We start from the raw sequence: 19,958 nt of genomic DNA on the forward strand, positions 1-19,958 counted from the left end.
CCTGATTCTGAGTCTTTTGTTTGACCATTGCCTTCTCCTTCACCCAGAGCAAATAGCCCGCATTGAAAGCAAACTACCTGCGTATACCGTAGGAAGCTTACAGCGCAAGTCTCAAATGGATGTACTGCTTGAGTTCATCACGTCATTGCTAGAGTTTCCAGATCCTGGTGATAAGCTGAAAGAGTTAGGTGAATTATATAGCACCCCAAAGAGTCAAGACAGATTTTTCAACAATCCTTATTCCATATTCCTAAGCCGCTTCATTCTGCTGTTCATTAGCTAAAATACTTTCTCTATATACATTCATTGGTTTTTTATAGTCCAGGGTTTCATGAAACCGTTGATGATTATAAAACTCAATATAGTCATCAACATCTTCTATTAACGCTCTAATTGAACCATATTCATTTAAATAAATACGCTCACATTTTGCACTTCGCCAAAACCGTTCAATACAAATATTATCCGTTGCTCGTCCTTTTCCATCCATAGAAATAGTAATGCCTTTGTTTTTTAGTCGTTGGGTATGAATTTCACTGGTGTATTGACTGCCTTGATCCGTATTAAAAATTTCAGGTGTTCCGTAGAGAGAAAGCGCTTCATCTAATACATCCATAACTAAAAAAGAATCCATTGTGTTTGATATTTTATGGGCGAGCACTGCTTTTGAGTGCCAATCAATAATCGCCGCTAAATAAACCATCCCTTCTTTGGTTTTAATATAGGTTATATCTGTACTCCAAACTTGGTTAGCGTGTGATATATCAAGATCTCTAAGCTTATAAGTATATTTTTTATGTTCTTTTATGGGGATCGTTGTATTGACTTGTTTTACCGCTAATACGGCTTTCAAGCCCATCTGCTGCCGATAACTCGCCACCGTGTTTAAACTGACTTTAAAACCACCTTCAAGCAACTGCTGGTGTACTTTAGCCGCACCATAAATAGGGATGTCTTTAAAAATGTGATTAATCTGAGTTTTGATCTCTTCTTTCTTTTTATTCTCTCTTTTTTTGTAATAGAGATTGCTTCTATTTAATCCTAATAATGCACACTGCTGTGTTAGAGGTAGAGTGTTAAGCTTGGGCTCAATCAACTGTTTTCTATCAGATGAGTCCAAGCTTTTTAGCTTTTTTTCGAGCCACTCCTTTTCAACCGTCATTTTTCCTACGATTTTTGTGAGCATCTCATTTTGTTCTTGAGCTGCTAATAGATCCTCTTTGTAATCTTTAACGGCTTTGGAGGGCTCCATTGCTATTTCTGCATTGTCTAAGAATATTTTTTTCCAGTTTTGTAGGTTCTTAGGTGTGATGTTATTTGCACTGGCAATTTCTTGCAGTGTTTTTTCATTCTTTAAAACTTCTAATACCAACTTGCTTTTAAATTCAGCACTGTAGACCGTTCTTTTTCTGCTCATTTTAATACTCCAATTTTTTACAAATAGTAACTAATTTGGAATAAGATTGCTTTGATTTCTTGTCTGGATTTGCTGGGGGATTATAAAGTTCATCACAGTGTGAAATCTTTAATACGGACCAGGGAAGTCAATTCACAACGAATCGATTTACAGGGCCCTTATTGGAGAAAGGAATCCGTGTTAGCATGGATGGCAGAGGCCGCGCATTGGATAATATTCTTGTTGAACGATTGTGGCGATCAGTCAAATATGAAAAGGTCTATCTGAATGACTTTCAGACAGTGAATGAAGCATATTTAGGGCTGAAAGACTATTTTGAATTTTACAATCACAGGCGAATTCATCAGTCCTTGGACTATCGAACGCCAGCGGAGGTTTATTATAAAAAAAACCGGTCTATACGTGAGAGTCCCTGCAGGCGGACTCCATGTGGACAAAGCGTGAATTTCCTACGGAACGTGTGGATAAGCTGATGGAAAACGATAAAGCCGTTTCCCACGAACTTACCCACACTAATTCACCCTTTAACCACATTTCACCGCAGTCGGCAAAGAGTAGTATCAAAACGCCTGCGGCGCAATAATAACAAATTATTAATATAAAAAGGGAAGGGCTATCTTAACTATTTAATAAATTGGTCTGGACAATGGGGAGTATTATACCTTGCTTGTCACGCACGCGTATAGCATAAGCATTTAATTCAAAACAGGCATCCATCATTTCCTGCTCAGCCTCGGACAAAGTATTATTCTCTTCATCCATCGTTAGCATCATGACCTCACTTACGACCGCATTCTGGCGCTTGAATATTGCCTTGGCATCAGTCCTGATTTGAGTAATTTTATAGATCCCAAGTGGGTCCTTAGCCGTTGTACAACCAGAAAATAACATAAAGCTAAAAATCAATAAGGATTTATGAATAACATTCTGGTTAAATAGCAACATATTTTATGATCAAATTTTATTAATTATGACGCAAATAACTAAACCCGTTGTGCTTTGTTTTTCTGGTCATGACCCTAGTGGTGGTGCAGGCATACAAGCGGATATTGAAACCATCACTAGTCATCAATGTCATGCTGCAAACGTTATTACCGCGTTAACAGAGCAAAATACCAGCAATGTAAAAGAAATGCTGCCGCAATCGCCTGAAGCAATTATTTCCCAAGCGCAGACTATTTTAGAGGATTTACCTGTAAAAGCCATAAAAATTGGCTTAATAGGTCATGAGCAAATAGCTAAGGCCATCAGCACTATTTTAAGCGAAAATCCTACAATACCGGTAGTCCTAGATCCTATTCTTGCGGCAGGCGGTGGAGCATCCTTATCCAGTAATGCATTGATACAATCCATCATAGAACTGTTGCTCCCGCGTACCACAATACTTACCCCAAATAGCCTTGAGGCTCGCCAGCTTACAAAATCTAATGACCTACAATCATCGGGCATAAAACTATTAGAGCTCGGCTGTGAATACGTATTGATTACCGGCTCGCATGAGCAAAGCACCGTAGTTAGCAATCAACTTTTCCATAAAAGAGCAGTAATAGAAACATACAACTGGGATAGATTACCGCATAGCTATCATGGCTCAGGTTGTACCCTGGCATCAAGTATCGCTGCATTAATGGCGCATGACCTAAAAGTAGAAACCTGCGTACAGGAAGCGCAGGAATATACCTGGAATAGCTTACACGCAGCTTATCAGCCTGGCAAAGGCCAGCATATTCCTAATCGCCTATTCTGGATGCAAGAACATGTCTAAGTTTTTATCATGACATTTTGCTAATGAATTTCCCTAAAACTGGCCTATACGCCATAACAAAGACTGAAAACAAAACAGTTGAACAAATCATTGCTGATATCAGTGAGGCTATCAAAGGTGGCATTAAGGTCTTGCAATATCGGGATAAACGGCCTATAGATCCAACTTACCTGGCAGGTGCATTGAAAGAACTCTGCCACGCAGGTAATATTCCTCTGATTATTAATGATAATATTACTTTAGCTAAACATATAGGCGCAGACGGTGTACATATTGGCAAAGAAGATGGTTTACTTAGTCATGCACGCGAGCTATTAGGTTCAAGCGCTATTATTGGCGTGTCCTGTTATGACAGTGTCGAACTGGCATTACAAGCACAGCAAGACTCTGCTGATTACGTGGCCTTTGGGCGATTCTTCCCTTCCAGCTCTAAACCTCTGGCCGCAGCAGCGCATATTGCTAGCTTAGAGCAAGCTAAACTCCGAATCAAAGTCCCTATCGTCGCAATAGGCGGCATATTACCTGATAATGGCGCAGTATTACTCGATGCAGGGGCTGACCTGTTAGCCGTTATCGGAGGGGTTTTTTCCGCAACACCCTATCAATCGACTCTGGCATACCAGCCATTATTCAAATGAAAATACAGTTATCTATAGCTTTAAGCCTGCTACTAGCTGCTTGCACCTACCCTGATATGCAGAAGCGCCTGGCTACAAGGCAAAGACCTAAGCTTTCAGCGTAGCAAAGGCAATTGCCTTGCCTGTCATATTATTGAAGATGGAGAAGACCCGGGGAATATAGGCCCAGCGCTAATTAATATGCGAGCAAAATATCAAACAAAAGCTCAACTCAAAGCGATTATCTGGGATGCCACAGAATTCAACCCACAAACCAGCATGCCTCCCTTTGGCAAAAACAATATTCTAAGCCCCGAGGAACTGGATCTGGTCGTTGATTACATCTGGTCGATTAACACCCCCTGATGTCGTACGCGGCTTTACTGACTGTGAAAGTATTCAATAAATGCATCTTTCAGTTTTTAAGTTATTGTATTGATTGCTGTGAGGAGTATAAAAACATGTTTTTATACTCCAAATGACGGATACTTTCACAGTCTTTTAACCCGCTGGTGTGTGGTAAGGTAACTCGCAAGAAATAACCCACCCACCTTGCTTGTCTTTTTGTCCGTCTTCTGCGTTGTAGTGACTTTAGTCGAGTCGCCCAAGGATCTTCCCCCTCAGGCTCTCACAGATCCGTACTTGAAACTCTCGCTTCATACGGCTCTTCATGCCCCTTGCAATTACCAAGTTTGAATAAACCTTTAGTTCAGCCCTTTTCTGGTTGACTAAAGGTTGCTCATAGGCATGTCAGCCCCTTCGCTCCATTTCCATTACAGAAACTTCATCACTACTACGAGCTGGTCCGCCCCTGTGTTCTGCATCGGTACTAAGACCCTTGCGGGGCTTCCGCTTGGGTTTCTCCCTTAACATCAGTACGATAGGTTCCCACGTTCGTAAATATTCGGCTAACACATACTACCTAGAATCAGCGAGTTAGGCGGCTTCTAAACTGACGGCTCAGCGGATAAAGCCATAAGTCATTGATTTGCACACTTTGTTTGCCAGCCGGCCCTAACTTGCCACGCCCTTTAGTTTTACCTACGTAGATCCAGTTGGCGGCTTTGTAACAAGTCCCTGCAAATTGCTCGGTATCAACAAACGTTTCCCCACGTTCCGTAAAAAAGCCTAAAATAAGTTCATGCCACTTTTATGCCGGACACCATTTAAGCAGTAACCAGTTTACCCTTAAACTCATCATGGAACAGTTACGAAGCTCCATTTTTGATATCACCGTACATGCTTTCGACACTTCATCAGTGGTTCGCTTGCGCTCATCTCCGAATTTCACACCTGACAGAATCTTTGTCCTGCCTTTTCCCGTGACGCTTATCACCCTGACTCTTAATCAACGCAACTCACGGTGGTTTGATAACGACTACTGGAAGTCGCCACCGAAGGGCCATCCTTCATCTTTCTTACCGTTACGAGAAAAAATAAAAAATTTGCTCTCGTGGCACACCGTAGCCGCCTATGCGCCGTGTCTACGCCTTGAAGGCGAACAAAAATCCTGCGCAATATTGATAGGTTATTTATTGCGTGTTACCTAACTTGTTTTCTAACCATGAAGCTCATGAAGAGAATGAAGAAAAGGTATTGTAACTTCAAGCCCTTCATGAACTTCATGGTAAAATCGAAATTTCATCAGTGTCTCACAAACAAGTTACAAGCGCCCTATTCCTAATCTTGATATCCATAGCCACCACCAGGTGTTTCAATAATCAGGCTGTCACCCTGCTGCATATTTACCTCTGCACAGCCAGTCAATTTAACAATTTCACCGTTATAGCGCAATACAGTATTCTGCCCTAAACTGCCAGCTAACCCACCCTGCAAGCCGAAGCCCGGCTTTAATCTGTGGCTGGATAAGATACTCACGGTCATCGGATTTAAAAATGTTATTTTCCGAACCACAGCATTACCACCCTGATGTTTGCCTGCACCACCGCTATTTTGACGTATAGAAAATTCATCTAATAATACCGGAAAGCGCCACTCTAAAACTTCGGGGTCAGTAATTATGGAATTGGTCATATGCGTATGCACTGCATCACAGCCATCAAAATCAGCGCCTGCACCACCGCAGATGGTTTCGTAATACATTACCAAAGGTAAAGTTGTTCATGGTTCCTTGCGAACTCGCCAGCACACCTAAAGCACCATACAGAGTATCAACGATATATTGTGATGTCTCAACATTACCCGCCACGACTTCAGCAGGGTATAGGGGGTTGAGCATTGGGTTTTGTGGAATAATGATTTTTAAAGGTTGCAGGCAACCTGCGTTTAATGGGATATCATCTTTAACCAGGGTACGAAACACATATAAAACAGCAGCCTTGCAAACTGCGGCAGGAGCATTAAAGTTACTATCTAATTGTGCACTGGTGCCTGTAAAGTCAATTGTTGCAGTTCTTTGCTGCTGATTAATTTTTATGCAGACAACAATTTTTGCACCCTCGTCCATGCTCATCTCAAAGCTGCCACTGCTTAGTGTCCCTAATACTTGGCGCACCGATTCCCCTCCGTGTCAGGATAGTTTTCGCCTTATTTGAAAAATAATAACTCAAACAAGGGGCGGAAAAATAAAACCATGACAACTCAATACCCAAAAGAAAGAAAACAGGCGCGCCATGCTACCTCACAACATTCTGGGACTCCTGTCACCAACATTCATTCGCCTACGCAGCGAATGGGAGATGCCCTGGTCGCCCTGCGTCCGTCTCAAATGGCTGGACGGCTATTCGGAATGCAATTCTTGCCTCCCTCGCGCGCTACTAGCGCACTTCGGATCAGCGAATTGCCCTGTCGCCTACCAGGGACTAAAAATCATCACTCCGCTTAGGCTCCGTTTCCCTGATTTTAAGCGGATGCCATCATTAACAAAACTGAAGTTTCCCAATTATTGAGTAGCTGAAATACACAATGCTGGTGTATCGAGGTTTATTTTAGGTGGTTTTGCCATGTTTATAGCAAACCCCTACTTAATTCCCCTTAGGCAATAGCATTTGAAACGAATGAAAAGACTGTTTTTTTCATATAGTTGTAGCATAGTTTCAATTTTACCATAAATAATTATTGGGAAACTTCAGTTAGTAAAACGGTCGGCTCACCTTGTCGCTCCAATAGCGCATTCGTACCCACCGTGGTACCCATTTTTACAGTAGAAATTTTGCATGCCTGCTGCTCACTATCCTATTGTAACAACTCTTTAATCCCTTGCAGGGCAGCATCGTGATATTGTTGCGAATTTTCTGATAGTAACTTATGGCTAATTAATCGACCACTGGGCTTGCGTGCAACGATATCGGTAAAGGTGCCACCACGGTCAATCCAGAATTGCCATTGATTATCAGAGCTGTTCATTATCATTAAGTCTATTTTTAGGCTATTGTTTTTGCCTGCGATTATGCCATACGTAGATAAATTTTAATTCACTTAGTCTTTCACCAAGCTAAACTTTCTTGGTACTATACAGCTTACAGCCGAACATACTGAAACCTGTACGATAAACTGGATTTATTCATGAGTGACTTGCTTAAATTTTTTCAAGATACCTCTGCTCTGTATGGAAGTAATGCCCCTTATATAGAAAATCTCTACGAAAAATTTCTCGAAGACCCCGATTCTATCGAACATACCTGGCGAGAGAAATTTTTCCAACTCCCACAAACACACGATAGACGTGATATTGCACATAGTCCTGTGGTGGAACGCTTTGCTCTGCTGGCTACTTCTACCCCCTCGCGTATCGCTGAATTACAGGGCTTTACTGAAGAAAGTGTAAAAAAACAGTCAGCCGTTGCTCGACTAATAAATCATTACCGCTCCCACGGGCATGAAATGGCAACCAATAATCCACTGGGAAAAATCCATCGTAATGTACCAGACCTGGATCCTAATTATTATGGCTTATCTGAGCCGAATATGGACACCCTGTTTGATACGGGAACTTTATACGGCGTCGATCGTTTACCATTAAAAGATATTATCAGCACACTGAAAGAGATTTATTGTGGTAATGTCGGCACTGAATATATGCATATCTTTGATGCAGATATTAAGCGCTGGATTAAAAATCGCCTGGAGGGCACTAAGCCAGGTGAAAATATTGATGATAAAAAAAGACTCTGGCTATTAGAACAGTTAATAGCTGCTGAGGGCATAGAAAAATACCTGCATCGGAATTTTGTCGGTCAAAAGCGCTTTTCACTTGAAGGCGGCGAAAGTCTGATTCCCATACTGGATGAGATTATTCAACGCTCGGGGCGTCATAATACCAAAGAACTGGTTATTGGTATGGCACATCGAGGACGCCTTAATGTTTTAATTAATATCCTGGGTAAAAGCCCTGCACAACTTTTCAGTGAATTTAAAGGTACAGCGACCACTGACAGAGGAGTCATTACCGGTGATGTCAAGTACCATATGGGCTTTTCCTCTAATATGCAAACCGAAGGTGGCGAGGCTCATGTCACCATGGCATTCAACCCCTCGCATTTAGAGATTATCAACCCTGTCGTTGAAGGTACAGTCAAGGCACGTCAAGACAGGTACGGAAAAAACAGCACCAATACTGTTATTCCTATTCTTATTCATGGCGATGCCGCATTTGCTGGGCAAGGCATTGTAATGGAAACTCTGAATATGGCACAAACCCGAGCATTTGCAACTGGTGGCACTATCCATATCGTAATTAACAATCAGATCGGCTTTACCACTAGCAATCCATTCGATGCCCGCTCGACGCTGTATTGCACCGATGTTGCCAATATGATTCAAGCTCCGGTCTTTCATGTAAATGGCGATGACCCGGAAGCTGTGCTTTTTGTAACCCAAATGGCAATAGATTACCGCGCAACTTTTAATAAGGATGTGGTCATTGATTTAATTTGCTATCGACGCCGTGGACATAATGAAGCTGATGAACCATCGACAACTCAGCCTATGATGTACAAGCAAATTAATGCACTGCCCACCACCTGCACTCTTTATGCAACTAAACTGATTGAGCAGGTGGTTTTAACCGAGCAACAGGTACGGGCTATAGAGCAATCGTATCAAGATTTACTGAATGCTGGAAAAACAGTATCTCGCCCCATTAATGACTCTAATTATTCCTATTCCAAACTTTGGGATAAATATGTGGGTCAGCAATGGGACAGTGCCTGTGATACCAGGGTTGCTCTGGAGCGCATACGCTTTTGCAATAACCAGTCACACCGCTTACCGCCAGGATTTGAACTACATCCCCGGGTGGTAAAGATCATGGACAATCGCCGGAAAATGGCTGCCGGGGCAATGCCACTAGACTGGGGCTTTGCCGAAAACATGGCCTATGCAACACTACTGATGGATCAATTTAATGTGCGCCTGGTAGGCCAGGATGTTGGGCGTGGCACCTTTTTCCATCGGCATGTTATTTTACATAACCAGCTAAATGGCGAATCCTATATTCCCATCAAACACCTGGATGTGCAGCAAGGGCGCGCACAAGTATTTGACTCCATTCTTTCGGAAGCGGGTGTACTAGGCTTTGAATACGGATACAGCTCAACCGTTCCCGAAACACTGACTATCTGGGAAGCCCAGTTTGGTGATTTTGCCAATGGAGCACAGGTAGTAATCGACCAGTTTATCAGCTCAGGCGAAAGCAAATGGGGACGCTTATCAGGATTAGTAATGCTATTACCACATGGTCTGGAAGGACAAGGACCGGAACATTCATCGGCACGACTGGAGCGCTATTTGCAATTATGTGCTGACCAGAATATGCAAGTCTGTGTACCCTCAACCCCGGCACAGATCTTTCATTTATTACGCAGACAAGTCATACGTACTTATCGTAAGCCGCTTATCATCATGTCGCCAAAAAGTTTACTCCGGCATAAAGCCGCAGTTTCAACACTGGAAGATCTGGTAGATGGACATTTTCACACCATTATTCCTGAAACGGACGTGACTATCGATGCGCAAAAAGTCACCCGCCTAATCCTTTGCTCGGGCAAGGTTTATTATGATTTACTGGATGCACGTACACAGAACAACCCAGAAAATGTAGCCATTGTCAGGATTGAGCAATTGTACCCCTTTCCAATTCGTGATTACTCCCTGATATTTACCCGCTACCCAAATATAGAAACCGTCGTCTGGTGCCAGGAAGAGCCGCAAAATCAGGGGGCATGGTATCAATCACGACATAATTTTTCAATTTTTAAACCGGATCATCTGGAATTAATTTACTGTGGTCGCCCAGCTTCTGCATCACCGGCGGTGGGTAGTTTAGCAAAGCACCTAGAACAACAAAAAGAAGTAGTAGAATCGGCGCTATATGGTCAAACTACTGCCACAAGGAAAACATCATGAGCTTAGAAATTCACGTTCCTACTTTACCTGAATCTGTTGCAGATGCAACGTTAATCGCTTGGCACAAGCAAGTAGGCGATACTGTTAATAAGGATGAAAACCTGGTCGACCTGGAAACCGATAAAGTCGTACTCGAAGTGCCAGCTCCCGGATCCGGCGTACTTACTGAAATACTTGTAGATGATGGAAGTACTGTTAAAGGAGGGGATTTACTGGCAAAAATAGACACTAATGTTAAACCTGCACCCTCAACTGTTGTGAAGCCTGAGACTACAAGTACAGAAATCCCCTTAAGCCCTGCGGTACGGCGCATAATATTTGAAAACAACCTGGACCCAGCGTTAATTTCAGGCACCGGAAAAGGTGGACGTATCACTAAAAGTGATGTATTGGACTACCTGGCAAGTAATACTTCGGACACTACCTCGCCAGCTACTCCTGAACCAAAAACTGCGCCTCAGCCAGAAACTGCACCTGCACAAAAATCAGAGCCCAGCAGCAACTCCAAACCAGTAATGAGCAGTAACGGTGTACGCTCTGAACAGCGCGTACCCATGACTCGCTTGCGCGCAAAAGTTGCAGAGCGTTTATTACAGGCGCAGCAGAATGCCGCCATGCTAACTACCTTTAACGAGGTCAACATGCAAAGTGTCATCGACCTGCGCAAACAATATCAAGAGCATTTTATTGCTAAGCATAATGTTAAGCTAGGTTTTATGTCGTTTTTTATTAAAGCATCGATAGAAGCACTTAAGCGCTTTCCTGCAATTAATGCATCGATAGATGGTGAGGATATTATCTATCACGGATACTATGATGTGGGTATTGCTGTTGCCTCTCCCCGTGGGCTGATTGTCCCGGTATTGCGTGATGCCGATCAATTGGATTTTGCCGGCATAGAAAAGAATATTGTTGATTTTGGTGAAAAATCTAAAGCCGGCACGCTCTCTTATGAGGAGCTAAATGGTGGTACATTTACCATTACTAATGGCGGTATCTTTGGCTCAATGTTGTCCACGCCAATTCTAAATCCACCACAGTGTGCCATACTGGGAATGCACGCGATTACTGAACGACCTGTGGTTGAAAATGGTGAAATCGTTATTCGCCCCGTTATGTACCTTGCTTTATCCTATGATCATCGCCTGGTAGACGGGCGAGATGCCGTGCAGTTTTTAGTCGCCATTAAAGAAGGACTGGAGTCACCAGCGCATTTACTACTTAATATTTAGGCCAGGATCATCATGTCTGAACTAAAAAAAGATTTCGATGTTATCGTTATAGGAGCAGGGCCGGCAGGCTATGTTGCTGCCGACCGCGCTACGCAACTAGGCCTTAAAACAGCATGCATTGATAACTGGGACTCCAGCAAAAATACTCACTGTTTGGGCGGTAACTATGTCAATGGCGGATGTATCTCTGCAGTAGCGCTGCTGGAGTCTGCTAAAGTATTCAATCTAGTTAACAATGGCATCGCTGATCATGGCATCAGCGTTGATAATATCCAGGCCGATATTCCCTCCATGCAGAGGCGCAAGGACTCAATAGTTAAACTTTTAAATAAGCAGATCGAAAAGATATTTATCGATAATAAAGTTGAAACGATCAAAGCCCATGCCCAGCTTATCAACCCTAACCGGGTAGAAATCATCCCCTTTAGTGATAAACTACCCAGGGTTATAACTGCTGATAAAATCATCCTTGCTGCTGGCTCCAGCCCTATAGCGCTAAGCTTCGCTCCTATAGATAATGACAGTATTCTGGATATACAAACCGCACTAAACTTACAAAGCATCCCAAAAACATTGGGAATTATTGGTGCCGGAGCTATAGGTATCCAACTTGCAGGTATCTGGAATAAATTAGGCACAAAAGTTGTCTTGCTGGAGGCACAAGAGGCATTTATGACCATGGCTGATCAGGAAATATCTGATGAAGCCTTTAAAATTTACACTCAACAGGGACTGGATATCCGCCTGTGCGCACGGGTTATTTCGACCGAAATAAATCAAGAGCTGATTAATATTGAATATGAAGATAACCAAGGACGACATCAGTGTAGCTTTGAAAAGCTAGTGGTTGCATCTGGCAGAAAACCCAATACAGAAACACTCATCGCAGCATCTGCTGACCTGCTGTTAGATGAAGATGGTTTCGTACATGTCGATGAGAATTGCTGCTCAACACTACCCGGTGTTTATGCAATTGGAGACCTTACCCAGTCTGGACCTATGTTGGCACATAAAGGTATCGAAGAAGGGATTTTTGTTGCCGAACATATCGCAGACCAACACTCGCCCATTAACTATCATACAATTCCAAATGTCATCTATACCGATCCTGAAATAGCCTGGGTAGGTCAAACAGAACAAAACCTGCTGGCCATAGGTGAAAATATCAAAACCAGCACCTTCCCCTTTAGCGCAACCAGTCGCTCACAAATCAAGGGAGCAACCACAGGGATGGTAAAAATGATTATGCAGGCAGATACAGAAATTATCTTAGGCGTGCATATTATAGGCGCCATGGCATCAGAACTCATTGCAGAAGCAGTACTTGCGATGGAATTTTCAGCGACAGCAGAAGACCTGGCACGCACTATACATGCCCATCCGACTATCTCCGAAGCAATACATGAAAGCGCACTGGCTTTAAGTGGACGCTCATTGCATATTTCGGTTTAGCGCCGAAAGAGGCTACGTATAGATTTACCTGATTTTTATAACCCTCAGCCACTTTCAAATACGTTCGTCATTTCTGCATGTTATTAGCTGAAATCTATAGGTCCAAGCAATAGATTCCCGGTAAAAGACTTCGGGAATGACGAAGTCGGTTTTTTTATAAAGAACTAATATTAAGTATTTTTGTCATAATGGCTGAGCCTTGTACGTAATCAGGTAAATTATGTTGGCTGTTTTATACATGGTTTGACTCATGCAAAAATTCATTCACAGCATCACAAAACAGTTCAGGCTGCTCCGCATGTAACCAGTGCCCTGCACCGTCTATCGTTTTAATGACAGCATTGGGGAATAATTTTTTAACACTCTGCTGATCAATATAATTAGATTTTTCACCTGCTAAAAATAATACTTTATCCAGATAAATATTTAACCCATCCGTATCAGGAAAAGCAATAATATTATCTGCAGTCTGCGCAAAAACATCTAAATCTATACGCCAGCTATATTTACCTTCTTTTAAAACCAGGTTCTGCAGTAAAAACTGCCTAAAACTCGATTCAGGTATTGCGCTACTTAATAAACGATCCGCCTGTTTGCGATTAGTTAGTTCTTCCAGGGGCAATTGCTTTAATGTCTGAATAAGGTTATCAAAACTATGCCGATAACTAAACGGGGAAATATCCGCTACAATTAACTTATTAATATACTCAGGCCGTGATAAGGCTAGCCACATGGCAGCTTTTCCTCCCATACTATGGCCTAATATATTTGCATTAGATAATTCCTGGCTATCGAGAAAGAATTCAATATCTGCAGCCATAGATGGATAATCCATGACGCTAACGTGCGGAGAGTCCCCATGATTACGCATATCTAAAAGATAGATATGAAAATGCTCAGCTAATTTCCTGGCAATTTGTCGCCAATTACGTGACGATGCAAAAAAACCATGTGATATCAATAAGGCTGGCGCATCAGCATCACCATATTCTTCAAATGCCAAAGCAACTGCTTTCATCAGTGTTCCCCTATCAATTGAGGCCGTGAAACTAACCTCGCCACAAGAGAGCTCATAAAGCACTGTAAAGACATTCCTGTTATTATTGCGTTTTGAACTGCCCGAATGGTATACGAGATGATACGAGATATTCTTGCCTGGAAAAATAATGGATTCACAAAACGATCTCGTTTTTGAGCCTGTTGCTGCCTAATCTCCAGAGCCTCGCTATATTTTTTATCCGATGGATGAATCAATTCTGGCTGTTGTGTTTTTGAAATATCTTCAAACACGCGCATTAAATTATAGCTCATTGCAGTCAGGCGCATTTGATTTTCAAGTGAGCGGGTATTGGAAGACCAAGCTTTAGTTTCCTTGAAATTACTTTTACTCGATGTTCAAGTTTTCAGCTATAACTGGGCTAAGAAAAGTAAATTTTTCCGGCTTTGTTTTATAAGTGATTGATTTACAATGATGTTGATGCTTTCTTTGTCAGTAAAATTATCAATAAAATCAATCAGTTAAAAAACTTGAACATCGAGTTTTAGTGTTATTGAATGTCTTTTCAATCGTCCATCGCTTGAAATACAGCATGGCAATGGTTCCAGGGTTAATAGTCATTGGCAAGGTTGTCACAAACCGGTGAAGTTTTCCGGTTTCTGGATTACGGTAATCCACCACGTTAAATTTGATGCCCTTGTTTTCGTACACACTTTATGCTTCAACCCCTGTATTGATCTCATGGCGGGAGTCAAAAGGGATAGACTCAACCAGAGTCGCAATTGAATTTTCTTTTAGCATTGAAATCATGTAATTAGCATGTCGTTTCTGCCGATCCCACCAGACAAAGTCGGTGACGGCTTTATCGTAGACATAGAGATGTTTCTGAGAGCTGTTATTTCCCTTGTTTTACTTTTCAATATGATCTCGTAACACAGGTATTTCTTGATGTCTCTGAGTTCCGTTTGTCACCAGACAAAGAAATCTGAGCAACCCACTTCTGAGATTCAACGCGTAAATCCCCCCGGCCGCATAAACTTTCCCCTTGCTGTTTTTTTCAGTATGGCAGGCATGATCAATAAAATGTCCATCCGCTGCTTCTATGGTGTATTCGTCAAGTTCCGGGAATGCTTTAAGATAATCAATGCCTTGCGATAGAAGTGTTTCAGCGTGAAGATGATAGCTCTGCTGTTCAAATGCCTCAAGCATACTTGTTCGTCTATGCGACTTCAGTGATTCAAAATACGTTGAGTGGGGAAGCAGCTGGCCATAAATCTGTTCATTGGTTTGGAGGAAATGACGACCACTATCGACTACACTGATACAGCGTAATAACCCAAGCCGAATAAAGTCGATATCCTTCAACTCTGGGCATGAACGAGCCCACAAAGGATGACGCTCTGCTAACAGGGCACGTTCCATACTTTCATTGCAGTGTTGGTGAATATGTTCAGAGAGTGGTAGGTCTTTAAGCATGGGTGATATCCGTTTATGAGGTGATTAAAACGGAAATTTTTAGAAAATTTCTTCGGCAATTGCAAGCTTTATTTGAAATTATTTGTTGTTTTTTTACGGTGCCTACAGAGTGTCTATTTGCTGTTATAAGTGATTAAAATCAAAAAGATGGAAATATTCGAGTGGTGCTACCTTCAGGTAGGTCATAGGCTGCTTTGTTTAGGTACTTCTTCTTTCAATGGGAACACTGATGACTGCTTTAGTCATATACCGCTCCTGAAATCGTTGCTACAACGGTACGACTACCACCATGATTTCGATGTTCACATAAATAAATACCTTGCCATATACCCAGGTTTAACCTGCCCTGGCTAATAGGTATGTTAATACTGGCACCTAATATACTGCTTTTTAAATATGCGGGCATATCATCATCACCTTCGTAGTCATGTCGATAATAAGGTGCTCTTTCCGGAACAAATTTATTAAAGTGGCTTTCAAAATCTGCTCTAACAGTAGCATCTGCATTTTCATTAATGGTTAATGAAGCAGAGGTATGTTTAATAAATAAATTAAACAAGCCACATTCAATTCGCTCAATATCTTGTACAGCCTGCGAGACTTCATTCGTTATTAAATGAAAACCTCTCGGCTTTGCAGCTAAATGAAATTCTTTTTGTATCCACATTTTAATATTATTTAACCTAGAAACCGCAGTTGAGTACAGAATTTGTGGAAAATCTGTACATGAAAGTCAAGGCAAAGCTCGCAGGCAATGGCATAGCCCTTAGCAAAATCTGTAAGGCAGGATTTCGTACACAGATTTATTCACAAAACTGTGCAACGGTGGACACTCATCCAACAGGTGACAAGTTTTTACGATCATTATTTTTAATATTCAGCGGTTTACAAGGTTATGACAGGGTTAATCGTACGTATAAAAAAAGCGACGCTATTGGCCGCTTCTTTGTCTTGCATAAACAACAGAACTAAGGTGGTTTCTGTCAAAAAATATACCACTTTACTGGTCTTTTTGCCCGTCTTCTGCGTTGTGACAGCAGTTACATAGAATGACTATGTGCATGTTATCGCGCCTTGGAGACAAACAAAAATCCTGCGCAATCTGGTGTATTCTTTTCCTACAATCGCCTAAATCGAATATTCTGATTTATCATGGCCTGCTTCAGTAAGTGCACGCATCCACCTAGGCATTACCCCCCGACCTGTCCATGTCTGACTGGCATCATCAGGATTGCGATACTTCGGTGCTACCTTTATACCCTTACGTTTTTGCTTTTTTTCAGCTTCGTGTATTTCAACTGTAACACCGACAGAAGCCGCTAGCTCTTTAATCTGTGCAAATACTTCTTTACGCTTACTTGCCTGTTTGTTTTTTAACGCTGACTCCGCATTTTCTATCATTGATTGTAATTCATTGACAGATAAATTATTTAAATCAGTCATAATTGTTTTAACCTTTTAAAAGACGATTATAGTTGTTAAGTGATTATTTCCATGCAGAAAAAAATCACTGCCGATTAACTATAACAAAAATAATAAAAAACACTATTATATTTATCTTTTTTGTAAAGAAAAATCGATTTTATGCAATATATCACCTTGCTGGGTAATAGTACGTACTTGCCACCGACCTATAGAATTATAAGGAAAGAGCTTACTGGTAGAAATTCGCCATCGATTACCGCGGATATTAATTTTCCGTTTATAAACAGAATGACCTTCTTTAAGCCATTCATGCTAAATAGCCGCTCCTTGCATATTAATGACTTCAGTAAAATATGTCACGCCATATGCTTTACTGCTATCAACAAGAATAGGTAATTCTATATTGCCATAAGGCTCTAGTTTAGTAACCCCCTGTGCAAGTTGTGCACGGGCTATATAAGGGTTTAAATCTATGCTTTGAATAATATCCCGCTCTGCTTGCGCGTTTTGTATAGCTATATTCTCTACCGGTTGTTTTGCCGTAATTTGAGCAGTCGCTGGTTTACCAATTATTTCTTCGGTTGGTACCTGCGGTTCAACGCTGATTGTTTCTTTGATTACCACTGCTGAAGAGATCACTTTTACAGATTCTGGCTCTGTAATAGCTGGTTTTGAGTGGGTTCTAATGCTGATTTATCTAGAGAGTCTTGCCTAACAGCGGCCTGATTAGCAACTTGCATCTTTAAGGGAGGTGATTTTTCTGAGTCGCTATTATCCTGGCTACTGAAATAATAAGCGGGAATAATCACTAACAGGATTAGCACAATAAGTGCATAAGCGATTCTTTTATAATTCCATTCCGATATCATTTCAAGCTCTGGTTCTTCCATGATACGGCGTTCAGTTTTTGATTTTACTTTTATCGATATGTTTTTATCTGTGTTCATACATTTTAATAGCGGCTAGGTTCATTTATTGCATCAGTTGGTTTTGGGTATCTAACTTATACAACAACATAAACACCATTCGAGCATAAATGTTTGTTGCAACATATTCTGCTGCACCTTACATTGCTTCCCCAGGTGAGTAGTCCATTAGTCTATATGCTGGCCTGCGCTACGTAAATGAAGAGAAACGGAGGTTTCTCTTCTATGTATTCAACCGCGCAGCCTTCCATGGCCTGCAAAATCCAGTATGACGGTTGTTATAACAATCTTAGCTGTTATAAGACAGTTTATCACCAAAAGCAGCTGACCAGTCTTTATTAAACTTCTCTACCGCAGGTTGAACCGCTGGGAAATTAACCATTTGCTCAATCACATCAACAGGTAATGTAATCGCGCTACAACCCGTTGCCAAAACATCCATAACTTGCTGAGTCGACTTAAAACTTGCTGGAGTAAGAATGGTTGGTAAATCATGCACTTCTAATAAGTGCTGAATTTCCGCACAAACACCCACACCATTATTATTAAGCGTATCAATACGATTTAGATAAGGTGACATATAATCAGCGCCATTTAATGCCGCTAAAAAACCTTGTTGTACTGTATAAATAGCTGTTGCTAAAGTACGAATATTAGTATTACGTAATTGTTTCATTGCAGCCAAGCCAATAGGCGTAGTAGGAATTTTGACTGTAATATTTTTGTATGGCATTGCTGATAGTTGCTTTGCTTCCTCAACAATACCATCAACAGTTGTACTTAATGCCTGTACAAAAAGTAGTGTATCCTCTCCTAAAACTTCTACAATAGCTGGTAAAACATGATTAACGCCTGTACCAGAACCTGCCATAATTGATGGGTTAGTTGTGACCCCTTTTACCGGTAGATATTCGTTAATTTCAGCGATTTTTTTTACGTCAGCTGTATCAAGTAATAATTGAAACATATAGCTTAATCCTCTATTTTTAGTTTAGTTTTCAGATTGTGATTGTATGGCTGTCATAACAACCGTATTTACGATATCGGTTACTGTACAGCCACGACTTAAATCATTTACAGGCTTATTCAAGCCTTGTAAAATTGGGTCTATTGCTATTGCACCAGAAGAGCGCCGCACAGCTTTATAGGTATTATTCCCGGTATTGAGGTCAGGAAAAATAAATACATTTGCCTGTCCTGCCACCTCACTATCAGGCAATTTTGTCCGCACAACGCTGGCATCGACTGCCGCATCATATTGCATCGGTCCTTCTATCTTTAATTCAGGATGAGACTTTCTGGCTATGGCCACTGCCTGACGTACTTTATCCACTGCCTTTCCTTTACCTGATTCTCCCGTGGAATAAGACAGCATCGCGACACGAGGTGATATATTATACATCTTTGCAGTCGCAAGCACTCACTGCAATTTCAGCTAATTGTTGTGCATCTGGATCAGGGTTTATCGCACAATCGCCATAAACTAACACCCGATCTTCCAGGCACATAAAAAAAACACTAGATACTGCGGGGAGTCGCTATTTTTGCGAAAGCTTGTTTTGGGCATCCCAGCCCAAGCAAGCAGCAAAAACTTAACGCGACCACTTATGCCTCCGGCGGCCCCGATTCGTCCTCGTCACCTCGTCCCGACCCAACAAGGGGTCGGAACATAGGCTCCAAATGACTTGACGCCGTGTCGGATGGCCTTTTATTTTGTCTCCACCTTCGCTAACGCTCAGACTCCGACAAAATAACGGCCCTACGGCTATCGCGGACTAAAAATCATCACTTCGCTTAGGCTCCGTTTCCCTGATTTTCAGCGATAGAACTGAAGTTTCCCAATAATTATTTATGGTAAAATTGAAACTATGCTACAACTATATGAAAAAAATAGTCTTTTCATTCGTTTCAAATGCTATTGCCTAAGGGGAATTAAGTAGGGGTTTGCTATAAACATGGCAAAACCACCTAAAATAAACCTCGATACACCAGCATTGTGTATTTCAGCTACTCAATAATTGGGAAACCTCAGCTATAGAAGTACCTGGCTTGGTTTTAATAATCTGGAAGGCCGGGCGTATCGTATGCTGTGTGGTATGAACCGCTCCGGAAACCATGCCATCGGCATGATTTAAATGCACCATCATGGTTCCAAAGTAACTAACATCGGTCATAATATCATAAGCCATATCATAATTTATACCTTTCTCTTTACGAAGCTTAAAATACGCACAGGCGCGCCATGCTACCTCACGAAATTCCGGGACTCCTGTCGCCATAATTCG

Annotated in this window: 20 protein-coding genes and 7 pseudogenes; 11 read left to right on the forward strand and 16 right to left on the reverse strand. The window is 41.6% G+C overall.

Annotation, left to right across the window (positions count from 1 at the left end; translation table 11 throughout):
- Positions 1-283: pseudogene (locus K6984_RS15660) on the forward strand (hypothetical protein); the annotation flags it as partial.
- On the opposite strand, the gene K6984_RS15665 reads toward K6984_RS15660, so the two are convergent.
- A complete protein-coding gene (locus K6984_RS15665) occupies positions 251-1,417 on the reverse strand; it encodes an IS3 family transposase (protein ID WP_087870166.1) in 1,167 nt (388 codons plus the stop codon). The pseudogene K6984_RS15660 and the gene K6984_RS15665 overlap by 33 nt on opposite strands.
- A gap of 101 nt (positions 1,418-1,518) precedes the next feature.
- On the opposite strand from K6984_RS15665, the pseudogene K6984_RS15670 reads away from it, so the two are divergent.
- A pseudogene (locus K6984_RS15670) lies at positions 1,519-1,890 on the forward strand (transposase); the annotation flags it as partial.
- 145 nt (positions 1,891-2,035) lie between these two features.
- Here the strand turns inward: K6984_RS15670 and K6984_RS15675 are convergent.
- Entirely contained in the window at positions 2,036-2,308 is a 273-nt protein-coding gene (locus K6984_RS15675) for a hypothetical protein (protein ID WP_221896380.1), read from the reverse strand.
- 79 nt (positions 2,309-2,387) lie between these two features.
- Here K6984_RS15675 and thiD point away from each other — a divergent pair, with 79 nt between their 5' ends.
- The 3 genes from thiD (at position 2,388) to K6984_RS15690 (ending at position 4,165) form a co-directional block, all read left to right on the forward strand.
- The gene (thiD, locus tag K6984_RS15680) at positions 2,388-3,182 is read left to right on the forward strand and encodes a bifunctional hydroxymethylpyrimidine kinase/phosphomethylpyrimidine kinase (RefSeq protein WP_221896381.1); all 795 of its coding nucleotides are present in this window, start codon (positions 2,388-2,390) and stop codon (positions 3,180-3,182) included.
- Positions 3,183-3,205: 23 nt separating this feature from the next.
- Complete coding sequence (gene thiE, locus K6984_RS15685; protein ID WP_221896486.1) at positions 3,206-3,820, forward strand: thiamine phosphate synthase; 615 nt, start codon at positions 3,206-3,208, stop codon at positions 3,818-3,820.
- 159 nt (positions 3,821-3,979) lie between these two features.
- Positions 3,980-4,165: a c-type cytochrome gene (locus tag K6984_RS15690; protein WP_338024529.1), complete on the forward strand. Its 186-nt coding sequence runs from the start codon at positions 3,980-3,982 to the stop codon at positions 4,163-4,165.
- A 1,314-nt stretch (positions 4,166-5,479) separates the two neighbouring features.
- On the opposite strand, the pseudogene K6984_RS15700 reads toward K6984_RS15690, so the two are convergent.
- Positions 5,480-6,320: pseudogene (locus K6984_RS15700) on the reverse strand (hydantoinase B/oxoprolinase family protein); the annotation flags it as partial.
- 171 nt (positions 6,321-6,491) lie between these two features.
- On the opposite strand from K6984_RS15700, the gene K6984_RS15705 reads away from it, so the two are divergent.
- Complete coding sequence (locus K6984_RS15705) at positions 6,492-6,644, forward strand: hypothetical protein (RefSeq protein ID WP_221896382.1); 153 nt, start codon at positions 6,492-6,494, stop codon at positions 6,642-6,644.
- 248 nt (positions 6,645-6,892) lie between these two features.
- Here K6984_RS15705 and K6984_RS15710 read toward each other — a convergent pair.
- Positions 6,893-7,165 (reverse strand): annotated as a pseudogene (locus K6984_RS15710) (hydantoinase/oxoprolinase N-terminal domain-containing protein); the annotation flags it as partial.
- Positions 7,166-7,324: 159 nt separating this feature from the next.
- On the opposite strand from K6984_RS15710, the gene K6984_RS15715 reads away from it, so the two are divergent.
- The 3 genes from K6984_RS15715 to lpdA are packed head-to-tail and all read left to right on the forward strand — an operon-like array spanning position 7,325 to position 12,849.
- Positions 7,325-10,165: a 2-oxoglutarate dehydrogenase E1 component gene (locus K6984_RS15715; protein ID WP_221896383.1), complete on the forward strand. Its 2,841-nt coding sequence runs from the start codon at positions 7,325-7,327 to the stop codon at positions 10,163-10,165.
- On the forward strand, positions 10,162-11,397 hold the full coding sequence (odhB, locus tag K6984_RS15720; protein WP_221896384.1) for a 2-oxoglutarate dehydrogenase complex dihydrolipoyllysine-residue succinyltransferase: 1,236 nt from the start codon (positions 10,162-10,164) through the stop codon (positions 11,395-11,397). Before K6984_RS15715 ends, odhB begins: the two co-directional genes overlap by 4 nt.
- A 12-nt stretch (positions 11,398-11,409) precedes the next feature.
- Complete coding sequence (lpdA, locus tag K6984_RS15725) at positions 11,410-12,849, forward strand: dihydrolipoyl dehydrogenase (protein ID WP_221896385.1); 1,440 nt, start codon at positions 11,410-11,412, stop codon at positions 12,847-12,849.
- Between the two features lie 232 nt (positions 12,850-13,081).
- Here the strand turns inward: lpdA and K6984_RS15730 are convergent, their stop codons facing one another.
- The 5 genes from K6984_RS15730 to K6984_RS15750 form a co-directional block, all read right to left on the reverse strand.
- Positions 13,082-13,867, reverse strand: a complete 786-nt coding sequence (locus K6984_RS15730) for an alpha/beta fold hydrolase (protein WP_221896386.1) — start codon at positions 13,865-13,867, stop codon at positions 13,082-13,084.
- Positions 13,867-14,175: a hypothetical protein gene (locus tag K6984_RS15735; protein WP_221896387.1), complete on the reverse strand. Its 309-nt coding sequence runs from the start codon at positions 14,173-14,175 to the stop codon at positions 13,867-13,869. Before K6984_RS15735 ends, K6984_RS15730 begins: the two co-directional genes overlap by 1 nt.
- Before the next feature lie 184 nt (positions 14,176-14,359).
- On the reverse strand, positions 14,360-14,557 hold the full coding sequence (locus tag K6984_RS15740) for a hypothetical protein (protein WP_221896388.1): 198 nt from the start codon (positions 14,555-14,557) through the stop codon (positions 14,360-14,362).
- Between the two features lie 198 nt (positions 14,558-14,755).
- Positions 14,756-15,322 carry a hypothetical protein gene (locus K6984_RS15745; protein WP_221896389.1) on the reverse strand — a complete coding sequence of 189 codons (567 nt, stop codon included), beginning with the start codon at positions 15,320-15,322 and terminating at the stop codon, positions 14,756-14,758.
- A gap of 238 nt (positions 15,323-15,560) precedes the next feature.
- The gene (locus tag K6984_RS15750) at positions 15,561-15,989 is read right to left on the reverse strand and encodes a secondary thiamine-phosphate synthase enzyme YjbQ (protein ID WP_221896390.1); all 429 of its coding nucleotides are present in this window, start codon (positions 15,987-15,989) and stop codon (positions 15,561-15,563) included.
- Positions 15,990-16,018: 29 nt separating this feature from the next.
- On the opposite strand from K6984_RS15750, the gene K6984_RS15755 reads away from it, so the two are divergent.
- On the forward strand, positions 16,019-16,294 hold the full coding sequence (locus tag K6984_RS15755; RefSeq protein ID WP_221896391.1) for a hypothetical protein: 276 nt from the start codon (positions 16,019-16,021) through the stop codon (positions 16,292-16,294).
- Between the two features lie 156 nt (positions 16,295-16,450).
- Here K6984_RS15755 and K6984_RS15760 read toward each other — a convergent pair whose 3' ends face one another.
- The 6 genes and pseudogenes from K6984_RS15760 to K6984_RS15785 form a co-directional block, all read right to left on the reverse strand.
- A complete protein-coding gene (locus tag K6984_RS15760; protein ID WP_221896392.1) occupies positions 16,451-16,765 on the reverse strand; it encodes an H-NS histone family protein in 315 nt (104 codons plus the stop codon).
- 111 nt (positions 16,766-16,876) lie between these two features.
- Positions 16,877-17,047, reverse strand: a pseudogene (locus K6984_RS36295) (DUF2914 domain-containing protein); the annotation flags it as partial.
- Positions 17,048-17,059: 12 nt separating this feature from the next.
- Positions 17,060-17,371 (reverse strand): tetratricopeptide repeat protein, encoded by a 312-nt coding sequence (locus K6984_RS15770; protein ID WP_221896393.1) that lies wholly within the window; start codon positions 17,369-17,371, stop codon positions 17,060-17,062.
- A gap of 17 nt (positions 17,372-17,388) precedes the next feature.
- Positions 17,389-17,694: a hypothetical protein gene (locus K6984_RS15775; protein WP_221896394.1), complete on the reverse strand. Its 306-nt coding sequence runs from the start codon at positions 17,692-17,694 to the stop codon at positions 17,389-17,391.
- Between the two features lie 268 nt (positions 17,695-17,962).
- A complete protein-coding gene (locus tag K6984_RS15780) occupies positions 17,963-18,640 on the reverse strand; it encodes a transaldolase family protein (RefSeq protein ID WP_221896395.1) in 678 nt (225 codons plus the stop codon).
- Between the two features lie 24 nt (positions 18,641-18,664).
- Positions 18,665-19,199, reverse strand: a pseudogene (locus tag K6984_RS15785) (phosphate acyltransferase); the annotation flags it as partial.
- 18 nt (positions 19,200-19,217) lie between these two features.
- On the opposite strand from K6984_RS15785, the gene K6984_RS33850 reads away from it, so the two are divergent.
- Positions 19,218-19,346, forward strand: coding sequence for a hypothetical protein (locus K6984_RS33850; protein ID WP_263458596.1), 129 nt, complete (start codon positions 19,218-19,220; stop codon positions 19,344-19,346).
- Positions 19,347-19,706: 360 nt separating this feature from the next.
- On the opposite strand, the pseudogene K6984_RS15790 reads toward K6984_RS33850, so the two are convergent.
- Positions 19,707-19,901 (reverse strand): annotated as a pseudogene (locus tag K6984_RS15790) (phosphate acyltransferase); the annotation flags it as partial.
- Positions 19,902-19,958: the final 57 nt, after the last annotated feature.

The organism is Bathymodiolus japonicus methanotrophic gill symbiont (genome assembly GCF_019721995.1).
GTDB lineage: Bacteria > Pseudomonadota > Gammaproteobacteria > Methylococcales > Methylomonadaceae > Methyloprofundus.